Genomic DNA, 16,721 nt, shown 5'->3' with positions numbered 1-16,721 from the left:
CCGACAGGTCAGCACCCCAAGTCGGCATCGGCTTGCGCTCAAACAACTCAAGGGCCTTGAGGCGACGCTGCAGCATCCACTCAGGCTCGCCCTTGAGATTGGAGATATCGGTCACCACCTCCGGCGAAATCCCGCGGCGGGCGGAGGCACCAGCAGCATCGGAGTCGGACCACCCGAACTCGTAGACACCGAGCCCCGCAAGTTCGGGGCGGTCAAGAAGGACGTCAGACATATTTACCTCTTCTGCCACCCCGGCAACCCGGATATTAGTCCGGTCATCCCGAGCCGGACTCCGTGAGGAGACCGGCTGAGAACGAGTTGTGAGGACGGCTCAGGTGCGCACCGCTGAGAGATCAAAGACAATCAGGGCCACGCCGTGCTGCGTCGCGGTCATCTGGACCGCGCGCATAAAAAAACGGGAACACTTCACCCTAGGCTTCAGGGTTTCATCTGGCTACACTTCGGCTCGTTTTGGCGGGTCACCGGCAGGTCGTCGAGGGGTCGTCGGGGAGGCGCGGGCACGCAACGGATGCCGGCGGCAGTCTCCGGGGTTCGCAGAACGGCCGCGGGAGCTTAGAGTGTCTGAATACTCGCGCAGGCGAAACGCTCAAGCGGAGCGGTCCCGACGCGTCCATGCAGCGTGAAGTCCGAGGAGTCTCATGACCGACACCATTGCCCCCATCGCACCGGCCCACGGCGTCGGCCTGACTGACGCTGCCGCGCTGAAGGTGCGCAGCCTGCTTAGCCAGGAGGGTCGCGAAGACCTGAACCTGCGCGTAGCCGTGCAGCCCGGAGGCTGCTCCGGCCTGATCTACCAGCTCTACTTCGACGAGCGCATTCTCGAGGGCGACGTCGTCGTGGACTTCGACGGCGTCGGGGTCGTGCTCGACAAGATGAGTGTGCCGTACCTCGAGGGTGCCTCGATCGACTTCGAGGACACCATCGCGAAGCAGGGCTTCACGATCGACAACCCGAACGCCGGCAGCAGCTGCGCCTGCGGCGACTCCTTCAGCTAGAGTCGCCGCCGCCGTGCCTGGCCTTCCGGCGCCGGTCGCGGAGGCTGGCGCACGGGAGAACCTGCGCCCACTTTCCGAGCTGCGCCGCGGCCGTCAGCGCTGGGGCTGCCCCGGTGTCAGCGGGCGCCGACGACCATCCACTTCGCCGCCCGGGCGCGCAGCCCGAGCGTCACCCCGCGTGCGCCGAGGTAGCCGAACGCGAACGCCGCCATCAGCCAGGCCAGTCCCGCTGGTCCCGACGGCGCCAGCAGCAGCACCGCGACGGCCAGCGGCACGAACGCGGCCAGGTTCACCAATCCGGTCAGGGCCAGGTAGCGCGCGTCGCCGGCACCGATCAGCACTCCGTCGAGCACAAAGACCACCCCGCCGAGCGGAACGGATAGCCCGAGCACGATCAGGGCCGCCGGCAGCAGGTCGCTGACCTCGGTCGCGTTCGTGAACAGTCGGCCGAGCACGCCGCTCGCGGCGATCACCAGCAGCCCGAGCGCGGACCCGCTGAGCACGCCCCATTCGAGGCAGCGCCTGAGCACCGCGCGCACCTCGGCCAGGTTGCCGGCGCCGAGGCCCCGGCCCACCAGCGCCTGTGCCGCGATCGCCAGGGCGTCAAGGGCGAACGCGAGCGTGGCAAACAGGGTCATCGCGATCTGGAAGGCGGCCAGCTCGGGAGAACCGAGGCTCGTGGCCACGAAAACCGCGAGCAACATGGCCGCACGCAGGCTCACCGTGCGCAGGAACAGCCAGCCGCCGGATGCCGCGCCCCGCAACATCCCGACCCGATGCGGGCGCAGCGGCGCACTCTCGCGGCGGGCGTGGCGGCCGACGACGGCAAGATAGACCGCGACCATCGCCCACTGTGCCACGACTGTGCCGAGGGCGGATCCGACGATGCCGAGTCCCAGGCCGTAGATGAACACCGCATTCAGCAGGATGTTGACCGAGAACCCGATCCCGGCCACCCACAGCGGGGTGCGGGTGTCCTGCAGCCCGCGGAGCAGCCCGGTCGCCGCGAAGACGAGCAGCATGGCAGGCAGTCCGAACATCGATGGGCCCAAGTAGCTGACGGCCGCGGCGGTGACGGCGGGCTCGGCGCCGAACGCGCCGACGAGCAGGGGGGTGGCGAACCAGCCCGCAATCGCGAGCAGCACACCGAGGCCGAGGGCCAGCCAGAGTCCGTCGATGCCGACGGCGACCGCACGGCGGCGGTCACCGGCCCCCAGCCAGCGGGCCACCGCGGGCGTGGTGCTGTAGGCCAGGAAGACCATCAGGCCGATGATCGTTTGCAGCACGGCGCCGGCCAGGCCGAGTCCGGCCAGCGGAACGGCGCCGAGGTGCCCGACCATGGCGGAGTCGGCGAGCAGGAAGAGCGGTTCGGCGATGAGCGCGCCGACGGCGGGAATGGCGAGGCGCAGGATCTCGCGGTCGATGGGCTGCGGGCGGAGCACGGTGATGGTGATGCCAAAACTCTAGTTCAGCCCCTCCGCACCCGGTGTCCGCTTCCGGTGGTCGAGCCTGTCGAGACCCGGCGAGCCAATCTCCGCGCTGCCAGACAAGACTTCGAAACTAATGCTATAAAGTGTCCATAATAAGTGACAGAGACTCGACTACCTGTACGACATCAGGTACCCTCGTACCATGACGAACCTCGCGGATGACCTCAGTCGGGCGGCCGACGCCGTCGCCCTGCTGGGCTCCTCGATCAGGCCGGCATCACCGCCCGGGAGAAGCAGGCCCACGACGACCGCTCCCTGAAGGTCTACCGGCTGAGCAATGGCAACGTGCGCCTGAACGGGCTCTTCGCCCCCGAAGACGGCGAGTTCGTGCTCTCCACCTTCGACTCCATCACCAGCCCCCGCCGCGGCGGAGTGCGCTTCGTCGACCCGGAACGCGCCGCCTGGGCCCAAAAAATGCAGGACGACCCGCGCAGCACCGAGCAGATCAACGCGGACTCCCTCGTGCAGCTGCTCACAATCGCCGGCGAAGCCGACCCCGGCCGGGTCTTCGGCGGACGCCGCCCCTCGGTGCGCGTGATCGTGACCGAGAAAGCCCTCACAGCCGAACCCGCCGAGCCGGGTGCCGCCGAACCCGCCGCTCACGGGCAGATCGAAGGCAACCCGGTCCCCATCTCGCAGGAAACCATCGACCGGGTGCTCTGCGACACCGGCACCCGCGGCACCAAGTTCGACGACATCGGCCAAATCATCAACGTCGGCCGTGACGAACGACTCTTCACCGAGAAACAACGCGCCGCGATGGGAGTGCGCGACGGCGGATGCCGGTGGGTCGACTGCGACCGATCACCAGCCTGGACCGAAGCCCACCACATCAACGACTGGCTCACCGACAGCGGAGACACCAACCTCGCCGACGGAGTACTGCTCTGCCACCCGCACCATCTACTGCTGCACAACCAGCACTGGAAGATCACCCGCACCGGAACGCAACACTGGCTGCGGCCACCGGTGGAGAACGATCCGGAGCAGACACTGATCGCGCTGCCGAGCAAGGCGGTGGGGCTGTAGCTCCGGGTCTCGGCGCGCTCGACCAGCGAGCCGGGAGGTCCACCGCCATCCGTGTGCACACCCGATAGGTCTCTACCAGCTCGGCCACTGTCACAGCGAATAGGGTGGAGGCATGACTGACCAGGGGACCGCATCCGGAATCGACCGCGACGAACTTGACCTCGAGGTGCGTCCGCAGGACGACCTCTTCCGCCATGTGAACGGCAAGTGGATCGCCCGCAGCGAGATCCCGGCCGACAAGGCCCGCTGGGGCTCGTTCTACCTGCTCGCCGAGGAATCGGAGAAGGCCGTCCGGGAAATCATCCTCGAAGCCCAGACCGCCGCCCCCGGCACCGAGGAGCGCAAATTCGGCGACCTCTATGCCAGCTTCCTGGACGAGGACCGCGTCGAAGAGCTCGGAGCGACCCCGCTCGCGGCCGATCTCGCCATCGTCGACGCCGTCACCTCCATCCCCGAGCTGCTCGGCACCCTCGGCCGCCTCGAGCGCGCGGGCGTGCCCGGCGCCTTCGGTCTCTTCGTCGACAACGATCCGGGGGACCCCGAGCGCTACCTCGTCTTCGTCGAGCAGGGCGGGCTCGGCCTCCCCGACGAGTCCTACTACCGCGACGAGAAGTTCGCCGCGATCCGGGAGTCCTACCAGGCGTTCCTGACCCGGATGTTCGGCCTCGTCGGCACCCCGGATGCCGCCGGTCGCGCCGAGCGCGTGTTCCTTCTCGAAACCGAGCTCGCCACTCACCACTGGGACAAGGTGCGCTCGCGCGACAGCGAGAAGACCTACAACCTCAAGACCTGGGGTCAGGTCACCGCGTTGGCCGCCGGCGCCGACCTGCACCTTTGGCTTGACGGGCTTGACGGCCCGGCCGGTGCTCTCGACGAGGTTGTCGTGCGCCAGCCCAGCTTCGTGACCGGTCTGGCGGAGATGCTCACCGAGGACCAGCTCGAGGGCTGGAAGGACTGGCTACGGTGGCAGATCATCCGTTCCAGCGCCGCGTTCCTGTCGAGCGATTTCGTCGAGTCCAGCTTTGACTTCTACGGTCGCACCCTGACCGGCACTCCCCAGTTGCGCGAGCGCTGGAAGCGTGGCGTCTCGCTCGTCGAGGGGGCGCTCGGCGAGGCCGTCGGGCGCATCTACGTCGAGCGGCACTTCAAGCCCAGCGCGAAGGCGAGCATGGACATACTCGTGGCCAACCTGGTCGAGGCCTACCGCCGGAGCATCACCGAACTCGACTGGATGACCGCGGAGACGCGCGCCCGTGCGCTCGACAAGCTCGAGAAGTTCACCCCCAAGATCGGCTACCCGGTCAAGTGGCGGGACTACTCGACCCTTTCGGTCGACCCGGCCGACCTGATCAAGAACGTGCGCGCCACGAGCGAGTTCGAGTTTCAGCGGGAATTGGGCAAGATCGGCAACCCGCTCGACCGCGACGAGTGGTTCATGACCCCGCAGACGATCAACGCGTACTACAACCCGGGCTTCAACGAGATCGTCTTCCCGGCCGCCATCCTGCAGCCGCCGTTCTTCGACGATGCCCGCGATTCCGCCTCCAACTACGGCGCGATCGGCGCCGTCATCGGCCACGAGATCGGCCACGGCTTCGACGACCAGGGCTCGAAATACGACGGCACCGGGCTACTCACCGATTGGTGGACCGAAGATGACCGCACGGCCTTCGAAGAACGCACCGGCTCCCTGATCGAGCAGTTCAACGAGCTCGCCCCGCATCAGGTTCCCGACCACCACGTGAACGGCGCACTCACCATCGGCGAGAATATCGGCGACCTCGGCGGGCTCTCCATCGCTTGGAAGGCCTACCTGATCTCGCTGGACGGCCAGGCGCCGCCCGTGATCGACGGACTCACCGGCACCCAGCGCTTCTTCCTCTCCTGGGCACAGGCCTGGCAGCTCAAGATGCGTGACGAGGAGGCCGTCCGCCTGCTCTCGATCGACCCGCACTCGCCCAACGAATTCCGCTGCAACCAGATCGTGCGCAACATCGACGAGTTCTATACGGCGTTCGGCGTCACCCCGGACGACGCTCTCTGGCTGGACCCGGAAAAGCGCGTTACGATCTGGTGACCTCAGCGCGACCGTAAGCCCGTGTCACCGGGGTCGAGCAGCCCGAATCTACGTAAGGACCTGCCCACTGTGGCCATGCCATCCCAGGACTCAGAGCGCCGGTCTCGCCACTCCTCGGCGCGCCGCGGCAGGCACGGCGGCGTGGACGCCACGGCGAACTTCAGCCGCGGGTTCCAGGCGCTCGGTGACCTCGCGGTCGACGGGGTGCAGGTCTCGGCCCGCGCCACCGATTTGGTCACCGGCCGGGTGCTGTTCTCCGTGGACGACCACGTGGTCATGCCCACCGCCGGCATCGGCACGGTGCTTCTGCTGATCGAGGTCGCCGCCCGGCTCCGCGACGCCGACTTCGGCGCGTACACGATCCTCGATCGCACCGTGTCCGATTCGGTCGCCGGATCCGGCCTCTGGCAGCACCTGCAGGCTCCCTCGCTGCCGATCGCCGACCTCGCTGCGCTGATCGGTGCCATCAACGACAACCTGGCCACCAATGTGCTGCTCCGCGCAGTCGGCCTGGACGCGGTGCGGTCCCGCGCCGAGCAGCTCGGACTCAGCCGCACCGCCCTGCTCGACCTTGTGCGCGACCGGCGCGGTCCCGATGACGCGCCTCAGCTCTCGGTCGGCAGCGCCAAGGAGCTCACCTGGCTGTTCACGGCGCTGGCCCGGGGGGAGGTCGTCGATGCGGAGGCGAGTGAGCGCGTGCTCGGCTGGCTGTCGCTCGGCGCCGACCTGTCCATGGTCGCCAGCGCGTTCGGGCTCGACCCGCTCGCGCATCGGTCCGGAGATCACGGCCTCCTGCTGGTCAACAAGACCGGAACGGATGCCGGCGTGCGCAGTGAGATCGGCATTCTGCGCGGCCCGCGCGCCGGGGTGACCTACATGGTCTCGATGTCCTTCGCGGACACCCGCCTCTCGTCCCGGCTCGCGGTGCTCGACGGGATGCGCGCGGTCGGCCTCGACCTGCTGGAATACGTGCACTGACCGGCGCCGCCGGTGAAAACAGGAAAACAGGGCTGCCCCCGCGAAGGAATCCTTCGCGGGGGCAGCCCTGGGCGATGGTGGCGCACCCGCTCAGCAGCACCGACCCTGGGGGTTGATGTCCTGGCGGTCGGTCTGGTCGCGCCAGAATTCGCGTTCCGTCATCATCACTGGTCCGGAGCAGGCGGCGGCATCCGGGTCATGAATCGATTCGTCGTGGGCCTCATGGTGGGCCTTGTACTTGTCGTAGGCGTCTTCACCCATGACCCCCCTCATGAACCAGGCGAAGCTCTTCGCGCCGTGGCGGACACTGGCGAGCAGATTCATCGGCGGGTCGTCCTCCCTGCCTTGTCCAGCTTGGCCTGGGCGATCTGGGTGTCCCAGCGTGCGGCCAGCTTCTTCTCTTCCGGAGTGGCTACGAAGCCGGACGGGGCGAACATCTGCGACGCCACCGCGTCATCCTCGTTGGTGCCGAAGCTGCGGGACTTGTAGGACTTCCAGGTGGCTTGCACGGCGGTGACCATCACGATGATGGCCAGCACGACGAACAGGATCGAAAGGACGCCCTGCACCATCGTGTTGCGCACGACCGCCTCCATCGCCTCGACGGTCTTCGCCGTGCCGAAGCTGGTGAGTCCCTCATCCAGAGCGTTGGAGAACGCTCGATTCTGGGCGAAGTAGCCCACGGCGGGAACGGTCGAGAAGATCTTCAGGAACGACGCGTAGATGGTCACGACGGCGGCGAAGGTCAGCGGCAGCGCCACAACCCAGAGGTACGTGAACAGCCCTCGCTTGGCCACGATCGCCAGGCAGACGGCCAGGGCGATGGCCGCCAGCAGCTGGTTCGCGATTCCGAACAGCGGGAACAGGGTGTTGATGCCACCGAGCGGGTCGGTGACGCCCATCACGAGCACGGCACCCCAGGCGGCGACCATGATCCCGGTCGTGACCCAGGCGCCCGGGCGCCAGGAGGTGTTCTTGAACTTCGGGAAGAAGTTGCCGAGGCTGTCCTGCAACATGAACCGGGCCACGCGGGTTCCGGCATCGACGGCGGTCAGGATGAACAGCGCCTCGAACATGATCGCGAAGTGGTACCAGAACGCCATCATCCCCGAGCCGCCCACAAGCTGGTGCATGATGTTGGCGAGGCCGACCGACAGTGTCGGGGCGCCGCCGGTGCGGGACACGATGGTCTCCTCGCCCACGTTCTTCGCGGTCTCGGTGAGCATCTCGGGGGTCAGGTTGACACCGGTCAGTCCGAGGCTGTTCACGAATGTGACAGCACCCTCAACGGTGCCGCCGGTCAGGGCCGGAGAGGAGTTCATGGCGAAGTAGATGCCGCGGTCGATCGACAGCGCGGCGACGAGCGCCATGATGGCGACGAATGATTCCATCAGCATTCCGCCGTAACCGATGAACCGGGTCTGGCGTTCCTTCTCGATCAGCTTCGGTGTCGTGCCGGAGGCGATCAGGGCGTGAAAGCCGGACAGGGCGCCGCAGGCGATGGTGACGAAGAGGAACGGGAAGAGCGAGCCGCTCACCACGGGGCCGCCGCCGTTCACGAACTCGCTGGCGGCCGGGGCCGAGATCTCGGGGCGGACGATGATGATGGCGATTGCCAGCATCCCGATCGTGCCGATTTTCATGAAGGTGGACAGGTAGTCCCGGGGGGCCAGGAGCAGCCAGACCGGAAGGATGGCGGCCACGAAGCCGTAGACGATGATGCCGATCGCGAGGGGCAGCGGTTCAATGGCGAAGAAGGTTGAGCCCCACTCGGTGTCCGCGATCATGCCACCACCGATGATGGCGGCCAGCAGCAGGATGAAGCCGATGATCGAGACCTCGGTGACCCGGCCCGGGCGGAAGAAGCGCAGGTAGACGCCCATGAACAGGGCGATCGGAATGGTCATCGAGACCGAGAAGACGCCCCAGGGGCTGTCCGCGAGGGCGTTGACGACGACGAGGGCGAGGATGGCCACGATGATGACCATGATCGCCAGAGTCGCGACGAGGGCGGCCGTGCCGCCCACCTTGCCGAGCTCGTCCCGGGCCATCTGACCCAGGGAGCGTCCGCCGCGGCGCATTGAAAAGAACAGCACCATGTAGTCCTGCACCGCGCCGGCAAGCACGACACCGACGATGATCCAGATCGTGCCGGGCAGGTAGCCCATCTGGGCGGCCAGCACGGGGCCGACGAGCGGTCCGGCGCCGGCGATCGCGGCGAAGTGGTGACCGAAGAGAACCCGGCGGTCCGTGGCCGCGAAGTCTTTGCCATCGGCCTTGTACTCGGCCGGCGTCGCGCGCCGGTCATCGGGGTGCAGCAGGTGCTTCTGGATGTAGTTGGAGTAGAAACGGTAACCGATCAGGTACGTGCAGACGGCGGCGAAGACGAACCAGATGGCGTTGACGGTCTCGCCGCGAACGACGGCGAGCATCACCCAGCTCAGCCCGCCGAGCAGCGAGATGCCGCCCCAGATCCCGATCTTCAGGGGGGTCCAGTGGGCTTCCTCGGCGTCGTGGGTGGTCTGGTCGAGAGCAACGGGCAACAGGAGGGGATCCCGGTCCAGCTCCTCACCCCGCTTGGCTGAATCGTGTGGCGTTCGGGGCTTGGTGCCCATGATCTCTCCTTTGAGGTACCCGCAAGGACTGCGGAAATCCTTAGCAAGGCTAACAGCTTGGCGGCACCTTCCGGACGGACGCCTAAAATGGACGGAGCGCCGGGCGGCTTCTGCCTGTCCTGTGTGCTTTCCAGATCCCCCGCCCTCTCGACCATTGGAGCCCCGTGGCCGCCCTCTCCCGCCTCGATTCCGTCATCGCCCTTGCCCGCCACCGCGGGTTCGTGTTCCAGGCCGGTGAAATCTACGGTGGGTCCCGGTCTGCCTGGGACTATGGGCCGCTGGGCGTGGAGCTCAAGGAGAACATCAAGAAGCAGTGGTGGCGCTTCATGGTCACCAGCCGCGACAACGTGGTGGGCCTCGACTCCTCGGTGATCCTTCCCCGCAAGGTGTGGGAGGCATCCGGTCACGTCGAGGTCTTCAGCGACCCGCTGGTCGAGTGCACGAGCTGCCACAAGCGCTTCCGCGCAGACCACCTCGAGGAGGAATTCGAGGAGAAGAAGGGCCGCCCGCCCGAGGGCGGCATCGACGGCATCCCCTGCCCGAACTGCGGAAACCGTCATATTTGGACCGAACCGCGCGCTTTCTCCGGCCTGCTCAAGACCTACCTCGGCCCGGTCGACGACGAGGCCGGCATGCACTACCTGCGCCCCGAGACCGCGCAGGGCATCTTCGTGAACTTCGCCAACGTGCTGCAGGCTGCTCGCATGAAGCCGCCGTTCGGCATCGGCCAGATCGGCAAGAGCTTCCGCAACGAGATCACCCCGGGAAATTTCATCTTCCGTACCCGCGAGTTCGAGCAGATGGAGATGGAATTCTTCGTCGAGCCGGGCACGGATGAGACGTGGCACCAGTACTGGATCGACCAGCGCCTGAAGTGGTATACCGGCCTCGGCATCAACGTCGACAACCTGCGCCTGTTCGAACACCCGGCCGAGAAGCTCTCGCACTATTCCAAGCGCACCGTGGACATCGAGTACCGCTTCGGTTTCAGCGGCAGCGAATTCGGCGAGCTCGAGGGTGTTGCCAACCGAACCGACTTCGACCTCAGGACGCACGCGGAGGCATCCGGCAAGGATCTGTCCTACTTCGACCAGACGAAGAATGAGCGCTGGGTTCCCTACGTGATCGAGCCGGCGGCCGGACTGACCCGCTCTCTGATGGCGTTCCTGGTAGACGCGTACCACGAGGAGGAAGTGCCCAACGCGAAAGGCGGCGTCGACAAGCGCACCGTGCTGAAACTCGACCCGCGCCTGGCGCCGATCAAGGTCGCCGTGCTGCCGTTGTCCCGCAACGAGGCGCTCTCGCCGATGGCCAAGTCCCTCGCGGCGCGGCTGCGCGAGTCCTGGAACGTGGACTTCGACGACGCCGGCGCCATCGGCCGCCGCTACCGCCGCCAGGACGAGATCGGCACCCCGTACTGCGTCACGGTCGACTTCGACTCGCTCGAGGACCAGGCCGTCACCGTGCGTGACCGCGACACCATGGCGCAGGAGCGCGTGCCGCTCGACAAGCTCGACGCCTACCTGGCCGAGCGCCTCCGCGGCGCATAGCCGAGTCCGCCGGCCGCGCGCTTTCGGCTGGGGCCGGGGGTACCGCTGGCGGTACCGGTGGGGTGCTGGGGCCGGGGGATACCGGTGGCGGTGCCGGTGCCGGTGGGGTGCTAACTCAGGAGAAGTCCCGCGGGCGAGCTTCGGCGGTCCCGGAACGGCGGCACCGCGGCGACCGGACACACCGGTTTTCCTGAGTTGGCCCCACAGGTGGAGGGAGACGGATACCTAGCGAGCCGCCGCCGCACGAGTTCAGGGGCGGGCGAGCTCGATCAGGGTAACGCCGCCCGGCGTGGCCGGGTCACTCATGGCGGCGAGGGCGGCGGGCGCCTCGGCCAGGCTGAGGCGGCGGCCGATCAGGTCCTGCGGGCGCAGCCGGCCGGAGGTGACCAGGGCCAGCAGGGCCGGATAGTCGCCCGCGGGCATCCCGTGGCTGCCCATCACGGTCAGTTCGCGGGCGATGACGTCGCCGAGCGGAAGCCGTGGGTCTTCCGCCAGCAATCCGATCTGGACGTGGCGTCCCCGGGTTGCCAGTGAACGGATGGCGATGCCCACCGTGCTCTCCCGGCCGAGCGCCTCGACGCTGACCTGCGCACCCGCACCCGCATCCGTGCCCCTGCCTGTCACCGAGCGGATCCGCGCCACCACCTCATCGTTCGAGAGCCCGGCGGAGTCCACCGTGAAGGTCGCGCCCACTCGCGCGGCCGTCTCACGGGCCGCGGCACTGATGTCCACGGCGATCACGGTCGCACCGAGCGCCGCGCCGATCATGACCGCGGAGAGACCGACGCCGCCGCAGCCGACCACGACGAGGGTCTCGCCCGCCTGCAACCGGGCCTGATGCACGAGTCCGCGATAGGAGGTGGCGAAGCGGCAGCCGAGCAGTGCGGCGGCGCCGGCATCCAGTCCAACGGGAATCGCGATCAGGTTGACGTCGGCGTTGTGCAGGGCCACCCGCTCCGCATAGGAGCCCCAGTGGGTGAAGCCGGGCTGGGTCTGGTTGCGGCAGACCTGGCCGTTGCCGTCCCGGCACTCCGGGCAGTCGCCGCAGGCGCAGACGAACGGCACGGTGACGCGCTGGCCCACGGCGAAGCGGCGCACCTCGGGCCCCACGGCGTCGATCACGCCGACGAGCTCGTGGCCCGGAACGTGCGGCAGGGCGATGCCGGCGTCGTGCCCGAGCCAGCCGTGCCAGTCGCTGCGACAGAGGCCGGTGGCCTCCACTCGCACGACGACCCCGGACGCGGACGGCACCGGGTCAGGAACCTCCCGCAGCTCGGGTACGGCACCGAACGCGTCGAACCAGACGGCTCTCACCCGCGGATCCCGGCCGTGCTGTGCACGCTCGCACCGTGCAGGCTCGCACCGTGTGCGCTCGCACCGTGCGGGGCCAGGCCGCCCACCGTCAGGATGCCACGGGGCCGATATCGGCGACCGTGGCCGCGGTCCCGGCGGCGGGCAGCTCAACCTGGACTCCGAACAGGGCATCGAGTCCGGTCAGGAATGCGGCCTGCTCGCCCGCTCGGGCCAGCTCGCGGGATCGCACCATCGGGGTGTGCAGAAGCACGCCGGCCAAGTGGCGCAGGGCCGCCTCGGTCTGCTCGCTGTTGTCGCCGCGGTTGCGCGCCCGTTCGATCTCACCGTCGAGGAGGTCGAAGACGTAGCTGCGAAGGGCCACGACGGCCGGGGCGAGGCTCTGCTCCTCGGCAACCGCGGAGAACTTGCGGGCGGCGCGGCCCACGAGCAGTCGGGCGTCGCTGGTGGCGTTGAGCTCCTCGAGCGGCGCGTGGATGCGGATGGTCTCGAGGTCGAGCAGCTCGACGCCGGCCAGGTCGGTGACGTCCGGGTCGACGTTGCGCGGCAGACCCAGGTCGATGATGAGCCGGCGCGGGATCTCGGTCGGGGCATCCGTCATCGGGCAGGAGGGCAGTGTGCGCGCTTCGGCGGCCGGGAGCTGCAGGGAGAGTGCGCGGCCCGAGTGGAGCAGGGCCGCGTCGATCACGTGGGTGTCGGCGGTCGTGCAGGTGAGGATCAGGTCGGCCTCGGCGGCTTCGATGGCGAACGCCGACTCGGCGACGGCGGTGATCTGATGCGAGGTGGCGAACTTCTGAGCGCGGCCCGAGGGGGAGTACACCCGCACGTCCTCGGCGCCGAGGTCCCGCAGCGCGGCGAGGGAAGCCCCCGCGTAACGGCCCGTGCCGACCAGGAGCACGCGGGTCTGGGCCCAGTCCGTGATGCGGCTTTCGGCCAGTTCGAGGGCCAGGCGCACGAGTGAACGTCCCGCGGCTCCGATGCCGGTGCGGTTCTTGACGCCCCGCGAGGTCTGCGACGCACGCTGGAAGAGGCGTTCGAGTTCGGGGCTGGTGGTGCGGGAGAGCCGGGCCTGCTCGAGGGAGCGGCGCACCTGGCCGGCGATTTCGCCCTCGCCGACGACCACCGATTCGAGGCCGCTCGTCACGGCGAAGAGGTGCTCGGCGACGCCGCTGCCGTGCACCAGGTCCAGGGTGTTCCGCAGAACGTCGACGGCCACGCCGGTGCTCGCACTGACGCCGTCGATGGCGGCGTGCACGGCCGAAAGTGGGGAGGAGCCGAGCGGTTCGTCGAGGTCGAGGTAGGCCTCGAACCGGTTGCAGGTGGCCACGACCACGGCACCGACCAGGGCCGGGTGCCGCTCGAGAATGCCACCCGCCGTGTCGTTCGCACCGACAGACAATTTCTCCAGCACGTCGAAGCTGGAGTTCTTATGGCTGGCGGACAGGCAGATCAACACCAGACGAGTCTACGACCTGTGGCTGAGGGCCCGAATCGCCCGAGTGTCGGAAGTTTGACAGAATCTAGATAATGAACCTCGACGCGCAACACCCACTCGCAACCGGACTCACGGCCGATTCACGTCTCATCCGCGCCTACCAGGGCACCAGGCCAGACGTCACCCCCGTCTGGTTCATGCGCCAGGCTGGCCGTTCGCTGCCCGAATATCGCTCGCTGCGGGTCGGTACGCGCATGCTCGACGCCTGCCTCGACCCGGAGATGGCGAGCGAAATCACGCTGCAGCCGGTGCGCCGCCACAACGTCGACGCCGGCATCCTCTTCAGCGACATCGTCATTCCGCTCAAGCTCGTGGGCGTCGACGTCGAGATCGTCGCAGGCACCGGCCCCGTCCTCGGCACGGCCGTGCGCACGGCGAAGGATGTCGCGGAGCTCACTGCTCTCGACCCTGCCGTGCTTGAGGGGAACCTCGCCCCGATCACCGCGGCGGTCGCGCGCACAGTCGCCGAGCTCGGCTCGACGCCGCTGATCGGATTCGCCGGGGCCCCGTTCACGCTGGCGGCCTATCTCGTGGAGGGCGGTCCGTCGAAGGACCACATCAACGCTCGCACGCTCATGCATGCGGACCCCGACGCCTGGGCCACCCTGATGGAGTGGACGGCCGAGGTCACCGGACGATTCCTGCGCGCGCAGGTTCTGGCCGGCGCCAGCGCCGCCCAGCTATTCGACTCCTGGGCCGGCGCGCTCTCGCTGGCCGACTACACGCGCTTCGTCGCTCCTGCCTCCACCGCGGCGATCGCCCACGTGCGCGACCTCACCTATGGCGAGGGCGCCGCGGGCACAGATGCCGAGGGCGTCGCATCCGTGCGCCGCAACGTGCCCGTTGTGCACTTCGGAGTGGGCACGGGCGAGCTGCTCAGGGAGATGCACGGGGTGGGCGCCGACGTCGTCGGAGTCGACTACCGGGTGCCGCTCGATGAAGCCAACCGTCGCCTCGGCGGACTGGTCCCGGTGCAGGGCAACGTCGATCCGGCGCTCCTCGCGGCACCGTGGCCGGTGCTCGAAGCGCATGTCCTCGACGTGCTCGAGCGTGGGCGCACGGCACCGTCCCACGTGCTGAACCTGGGCCACGGCGTTCCGCCGATGACCGACCCGAACGTGCTGACTCGCCTGGTGGCCTTCGTGCACGAGGTCACCGCGGTCTCCGCCGGCCCGGCCGCCGCCGTCCCGGAAGCCCCGGCCGCCGCGCCGTCCGCGTCCTGACAATCGCACGCAGGCTCAGGGGGCGCGAATGAAAGACGTCATCGTCATCGGTGGAGGGGTGGCGGGCCTGATCGCCGCCCGAGCCTGCGCCCGGGTCGGACTCAGCGTGACCGTGCTCGAAGCCACCGGTGTGCCGGGCGGAGCACTCGGCAGCCACCAAGTGGCCGACCTCACCCTCGACAGCGGTGCCGAGAGCTTCGCCGTGCGGCGCGACGCGGTGGCCGAGTTCATCGCCGACCTCGGTCTGTCCGACGAGGTTGTCGCGCCGAACCCCGCCGGCGCGTGGCTGCACCTGCCCGACGACCGCGTGCCGAATGGTTCGGTCAGCGTTCCGCTGCCCAAGGCCGGCGTGCTCGGCATCCCCGGTTCTCCGCTCGCCGACGACGTGCGCCGCGTGATCGGCTGGAGTGGCGCCTGGCGCGCCTACGCGGACCGGCTGATGCCGGTGTTGACGATCGGCCGGGAACACAGCCTGGGTGAACTCGTGCGCAAGCGCATGGGGCGCCGCGTGCTCGAACGGCTCGTCGAACCCGTGACCGCGGGGGTGTACTCGTCCGCGGCCGACGATCTCGAGATCGACGTCGTGGCCCCGGGCCTCAACTCCGCCCTCACGGTGACGGGTTCGCTCTCCGGGGCCGTGCTGTCGTTGCGCTCCGGCGCCCCGGCCGGCTCGAACGTGGCCGGGCTCCGGGGCGGCATGTTCCGGCTCGTGACCGCTCTGGTGGCCGACCTCGTGTACTTCGGCGCCGAGATCGTGACGGATGCCCCGGTCACCGCATTGCAGCGCTCCGGCACCGAGGACGCGCCCACCTGGACGGCCACCTGCGCGGCACCGGACACGGCGGCGGACGCAGACGCGCCGGCAGCCCCGGCGCCGGAGACCACCCTCGACGCCCACTTCGTGATCATCGCGACTCCAGGCGCGCAGGCGCTCGGCCTACTGGCCGGCCTGAGCCCGGCCCATGCGGCGCTCGCCGAACTCGACTGGCCGCAGCCGACGGCGATCGAGCTGGCCACGATCGTCATCGACGCCCCGGAGCTCGACCTGCACCCGCGCGGCACCGGCGTGCTGGTCGCGGCCGCGACCCCCGGGGTCACCGCCAAGGCGCTCACCCACGTGACCGCGAAGTGGGACTGGCTGGCCGAGGCCGCCGGACCGGGCCGACACGTCATCCGTCTGTCCTACGGTCGCGCCGGCCAGGACAGCCCCACCGCCGGTCTTCGCGATGACGAGCTCCTCGCGCTGTCCCTGGCGGACGCCCGCACGATCCTGGGCGTCGACCTCGACGCGACCGCCGTGCGCGGTTTCGCGCGCACGGTCTGGGGCGATGCCCTCTCGCCCGCGACCGTCGGCGCACCCGAGCGGGTCGACCAGGTGCGCGAGGTCGTGGCCGCCACCCCGGGACTCGAACTCACGGGTGCGTGGCTCGCCGGCACCGGCCTGGCCTCGGTGATCCCGGATGCCGTCGCCGCGGCCTCCCGCACCCGGCAGGAGGCCCTCGGCATCTGATCGCCGGGTCACCGGCCGTGCCGACCTGCTCTTATCCCTAATGGGGGATACTCTGAGGGATACGTGCACCTTGAGGAATGGAGTGACAATGCGGGGAAAGCTTCTGTTCATCACGGGTGGACTCGTCGGATACGTCCTCGGCGCGCGCGCCGGGCGCAAGCGCTACGACCAGATCGTGGCCGCGGCAGACAACGTATGGAACGCGCCGCCCGTTCAGCGCCGGGTGAACGAGGCTCGCGACTTCGCGCTCGAGCGGGTCGGGGATGTGCCGTCGGCACTCCTCGAGACCGGCAAGAAGATCGCCTCGGCCCTGCAGTCCAAGGCGTCCAAGACGTCCGGGACCAGTTACACCGTGCCGACGCCGGCGACCGCAGCGCCGACCGCACCGACGACGGTCGCCGACGACACCACCACGAAATAATCACCG

At 68.7% G+C, this 16,721-nt stretch carries 13 protein-coding genes and 1 pseudogene; 8 read left to right on the top strand and 6 right to left on the bottom strand.

The annotated features are described in order from the left end of the window. Positions 1–232 (bottom strand): annotated as a pseudogene (locus tag E3O47_RS09125) (Fe-S cluster assembly protein SufB); the annotation flags it as partial. A gap of 427 nt (positions 233–659) precedes the next feature. On the opposite strand from E3O47_RS09125, the gene erpA reads away from it, so the two are divergent. Next, positions 660–1,016 (top strand): iron-sulfur cluster insertion protein ErpA, encoded by a 357-nt coding sequence (gene erpA / locus E3O47_RS09120; RefSeq protein ID WP_104099952.1) that lies wholly within the window; start codon positions 660–662, stop codon positions 1,014–1,016. A 116-nt stretch (positions 1,017–1,132) separates the two neighbouring features. Here the strand turns inward: erpA and E3O47_RS09115 are convergent, their stop codons facing one another. Next, positions 1,133–2,464 carry an MATE family efflux transporter gene (locus tag E3O47_RS09115; protein ID WP_233191240.1) on the bottom strand — a complete coding sequence of 444 codons (1,332 nt, stop codon included), beginning with the start codon at positions 2,462–2,464 and terminating at the stop codon, positions 1,133–1,135. Between the two features lie 258 nt (positions 2,465–2,722). Here E3O47_RS09115 and E3O47_RS09110 point away from each other — a divergent pair, with 258 nt between their 5' ends. From E3O47_RS09110 to E3O47_RS09100, 3 genes are all read left to right on the top strand, one after another. Next, positions 2,723–3,535 (top strand): DUF222 domain-containing protein, encoded by an 813-nt coding sequence (locus tag E3O47_RS09110; protein WP_134400977.1) that lies wholly within the window; start codon positions 2,723–2,725, stop codon positions 3,533–3,535. 112 nt (positions 3,536–3,647) lie between these two features. Further along, positions 3,648–5,612 (top strand): M13-type metalloendopeptidase, encoded by a 1,965-nt coding sequence (locus tag E3O47_RS09105; RefSeq protein WP_134400978.1) that lies wholly within the window; start codon positions 3,648–3,650, stop codon positions 5,610–5,612. A 75-nt stretch (positions 5,613–5,687) separates the two neighbouring features. Next, positions 5,688–6,590 carry a serine hydrolase gene (locus tag E3O47_RS09100; protein WP_166785362.1) on the top strand — a complete coding sequence of 301 codons (903 nt, stop codon included), beginning with the start codon at positions 5,688–5,690 and terminating at the stop codon, positions 6,588–6,590. 90 nt (positions 6,591–6,680) lie between these two features. Here the strand turns inward: E3O47_RS09100 and E3O47_RS09095 are convergent, their stop codons facing one another. After that, complete coding sequence (locus E3O47_RS09095) at positions 6,681–6,914, bottom strand: YbdD/YjiX family protein (RefSeq protein WP_104099947.1); 234 nt, start codon at positions 6,912–6,914, stop codon at positions 6,681–6,683. Then, positions 6,911–9,205 carry a carbon starvation CstA family protein gene (locus E3O47_RS09090; protein WP_104099946.1) on the bottom strand — a complete coding sequence of 765 codons (2,295 nt, stop codon included), beginning with the start codon at positions 9,203–9,205 and terminating at the stop codon, positions 6,911–6,913. Before E3O47_RS09090 ends, E3O47_RS09095 begins: the two co-directional genes overlap by 4 nt. A 164-nt stretch (positions 9,206–9,369) precedes the next feature. On the opposite strand from E3O47_RS09090, the gene E3O47_RS09085 reads away from it, so the two are divergent. Continuing rightward, complete coding sequence (locus E3O47_RS09085) at positions 9,370–10,755, top strand: glycine--tRNA ligase (protein WP_104099945.1); 1,386 nt, start codon at positions 9,370–9,372, stop codon at positions 10,753–10,755. A gap of 249 nt (positions 10,756–11,004) precedes the next feature. Here the strand turns inward: E3O47_RS09085 and E3O47_RS09080 are convergent, their stop codons facing one another. Beyond that, positions 11,005–12,069: an alcohol dehydrogenase catalytic domain-containing protein gene (locus E3O47_RS09080; RefSeq protein ID WP_134342522.1), complete on the bottom strand. Its 1,065-nt coding sequence runs from the start codon at positions 12,067–12,069 to the stop codon at positions 11,005–11,007. 88 nt (positions 12,070–12,157) lie between these two features. Beyond that, positions 12,158–13,522, bottom strand: a complete 1,365-nt coding sequence (locus tag E3O47_RS09075) for a glutamyl-tRNA reductase (protein ID WP_134400980.1) — start codon at positions 13,520–13,522, stop codon at positions 12,158–12,160. A 71-nt stretch (positions 13,523–13,593) separates the two neighbouring features. Here E3O47_RS09075 and hemE point away from each other — a divergent pair, with 71 nt between their 5' ends. The 3 genes from hemE to E3O47_RS16135 all read left to right on the top strand — a co-directional run bounded on the left by hemE (position 13,594) and on the right by E3O47_RS16135 (position 16,715). Further along, on the top strand, positions 13,594–14,784 hold the full coding sequence (gene hemE, locus E3O47_RS09070; RefSeq protein WP_104099942.1) for a uroporphyrinogen decarboxylase: 1,191 nt from the start codon (positions 13,594–13,596) through the stop codon (positions 14,782–14,784). A gap of 28 nt (positions 14,785–14,812) precedes the next feature. Beyond that, positions 14,813–16,294, top strand: coding sequence for an FAD-dependent oxidoreductase (locus E3O47_RS09065; RefSeq protein WP_134400981.1), 1,482 nt, complete (start codon positions 14,813–14,815; stop codon positions 16,292–16,294). 88 nt (positions 16,295–16,382) lie between these two features. Beyond that, on the top strand, positions 16,383–16,715 hold the full coding sequence (locus tag E3O47_RS16135; RefSeq protein WP_174720183.1) for a hypothetical protein: 333 nt from the start codon (positions 16,383–16,385) through the stop codon (positions 16,713–16,715). Positions 16,716–16,721 lie beyond the last annotated feature (6 nt).

The organism is Cryobacterium sp. TMT2-17-1 (genome assembly GCF_004402765.1).
In the GTDB taxonomy this organism is placed as follows: domain Bacteria; phylum Actinomycetota; class Actinomycetes; order Actinomycetales; family Microbacteriaceae; genus Cryobacterium; species Cryobacterium sandaracinum.
The sequence above is the reverse complement of the archived record's forward strand: the minus strand, read 5'-3'. Positions and strand labels throughout refer to the sequence as shown.

Excerpts from the sequence above, each read along its gene's own strand:
- erpA (WP_104099952.1), top strand. The coding sequence starts at position 660 with ATGACCGACACCATTGCCCCCATCGCACCGGCCCACGGCGTCGGCCTG.
- E3O47_RS09105 (WP_134400978.1), top strand. The coding sequence starts at position 3,648 with ATGACTGACCAGGGGACCGCATCCGGAATCGACCGCGACGAACTTGAC.
- E3O47_RS09100 (WP_166785362.1), top strand. The coding sequence starts at position 5,688 with ATGCCATCCCAGGACTCAGAGCGCCGGTCTCGCCACTCCTCGGCGCGC.
- E3O47_RS09095 (WP_104099947.1), bottom strand. The coding sequence starts at position 6,914 with ATGAATCTGCTCGCCAGTGTCCGCCACGGCGCGAAGAGCTTCGCCTGG.
- E3O47_RS09090 (WP_104099946.1), bottom strand. The coding sequence starts at position 9,205 with ATGGGCACCAAGCCCCGAACGCCACACGATTCAGCCAAGCGGGGTGAG.
- hemE (WP_104099942.1), top strand. The coding sequence starts at position 13,594 with ATGAACCTCGACGCGCAACACCCACTCGCAACCGGACTCACGGCCGAT.
- E3O47_RS09065 (WP_134400981.1), top strand. The coding sequence starts at position 14,813 with ATGAAAGACGTCATCGTCATCGGTGGAGGGGTGGCGGGCCTGATCGCC.
- E3O47_RS16135 (WP_174720183.1), top strand. The coding sequence starts at position 16,383 with ATGCGGGGAAAGCTTCTGTTCATCACGGGTGGACTCGTCGGATACGTC.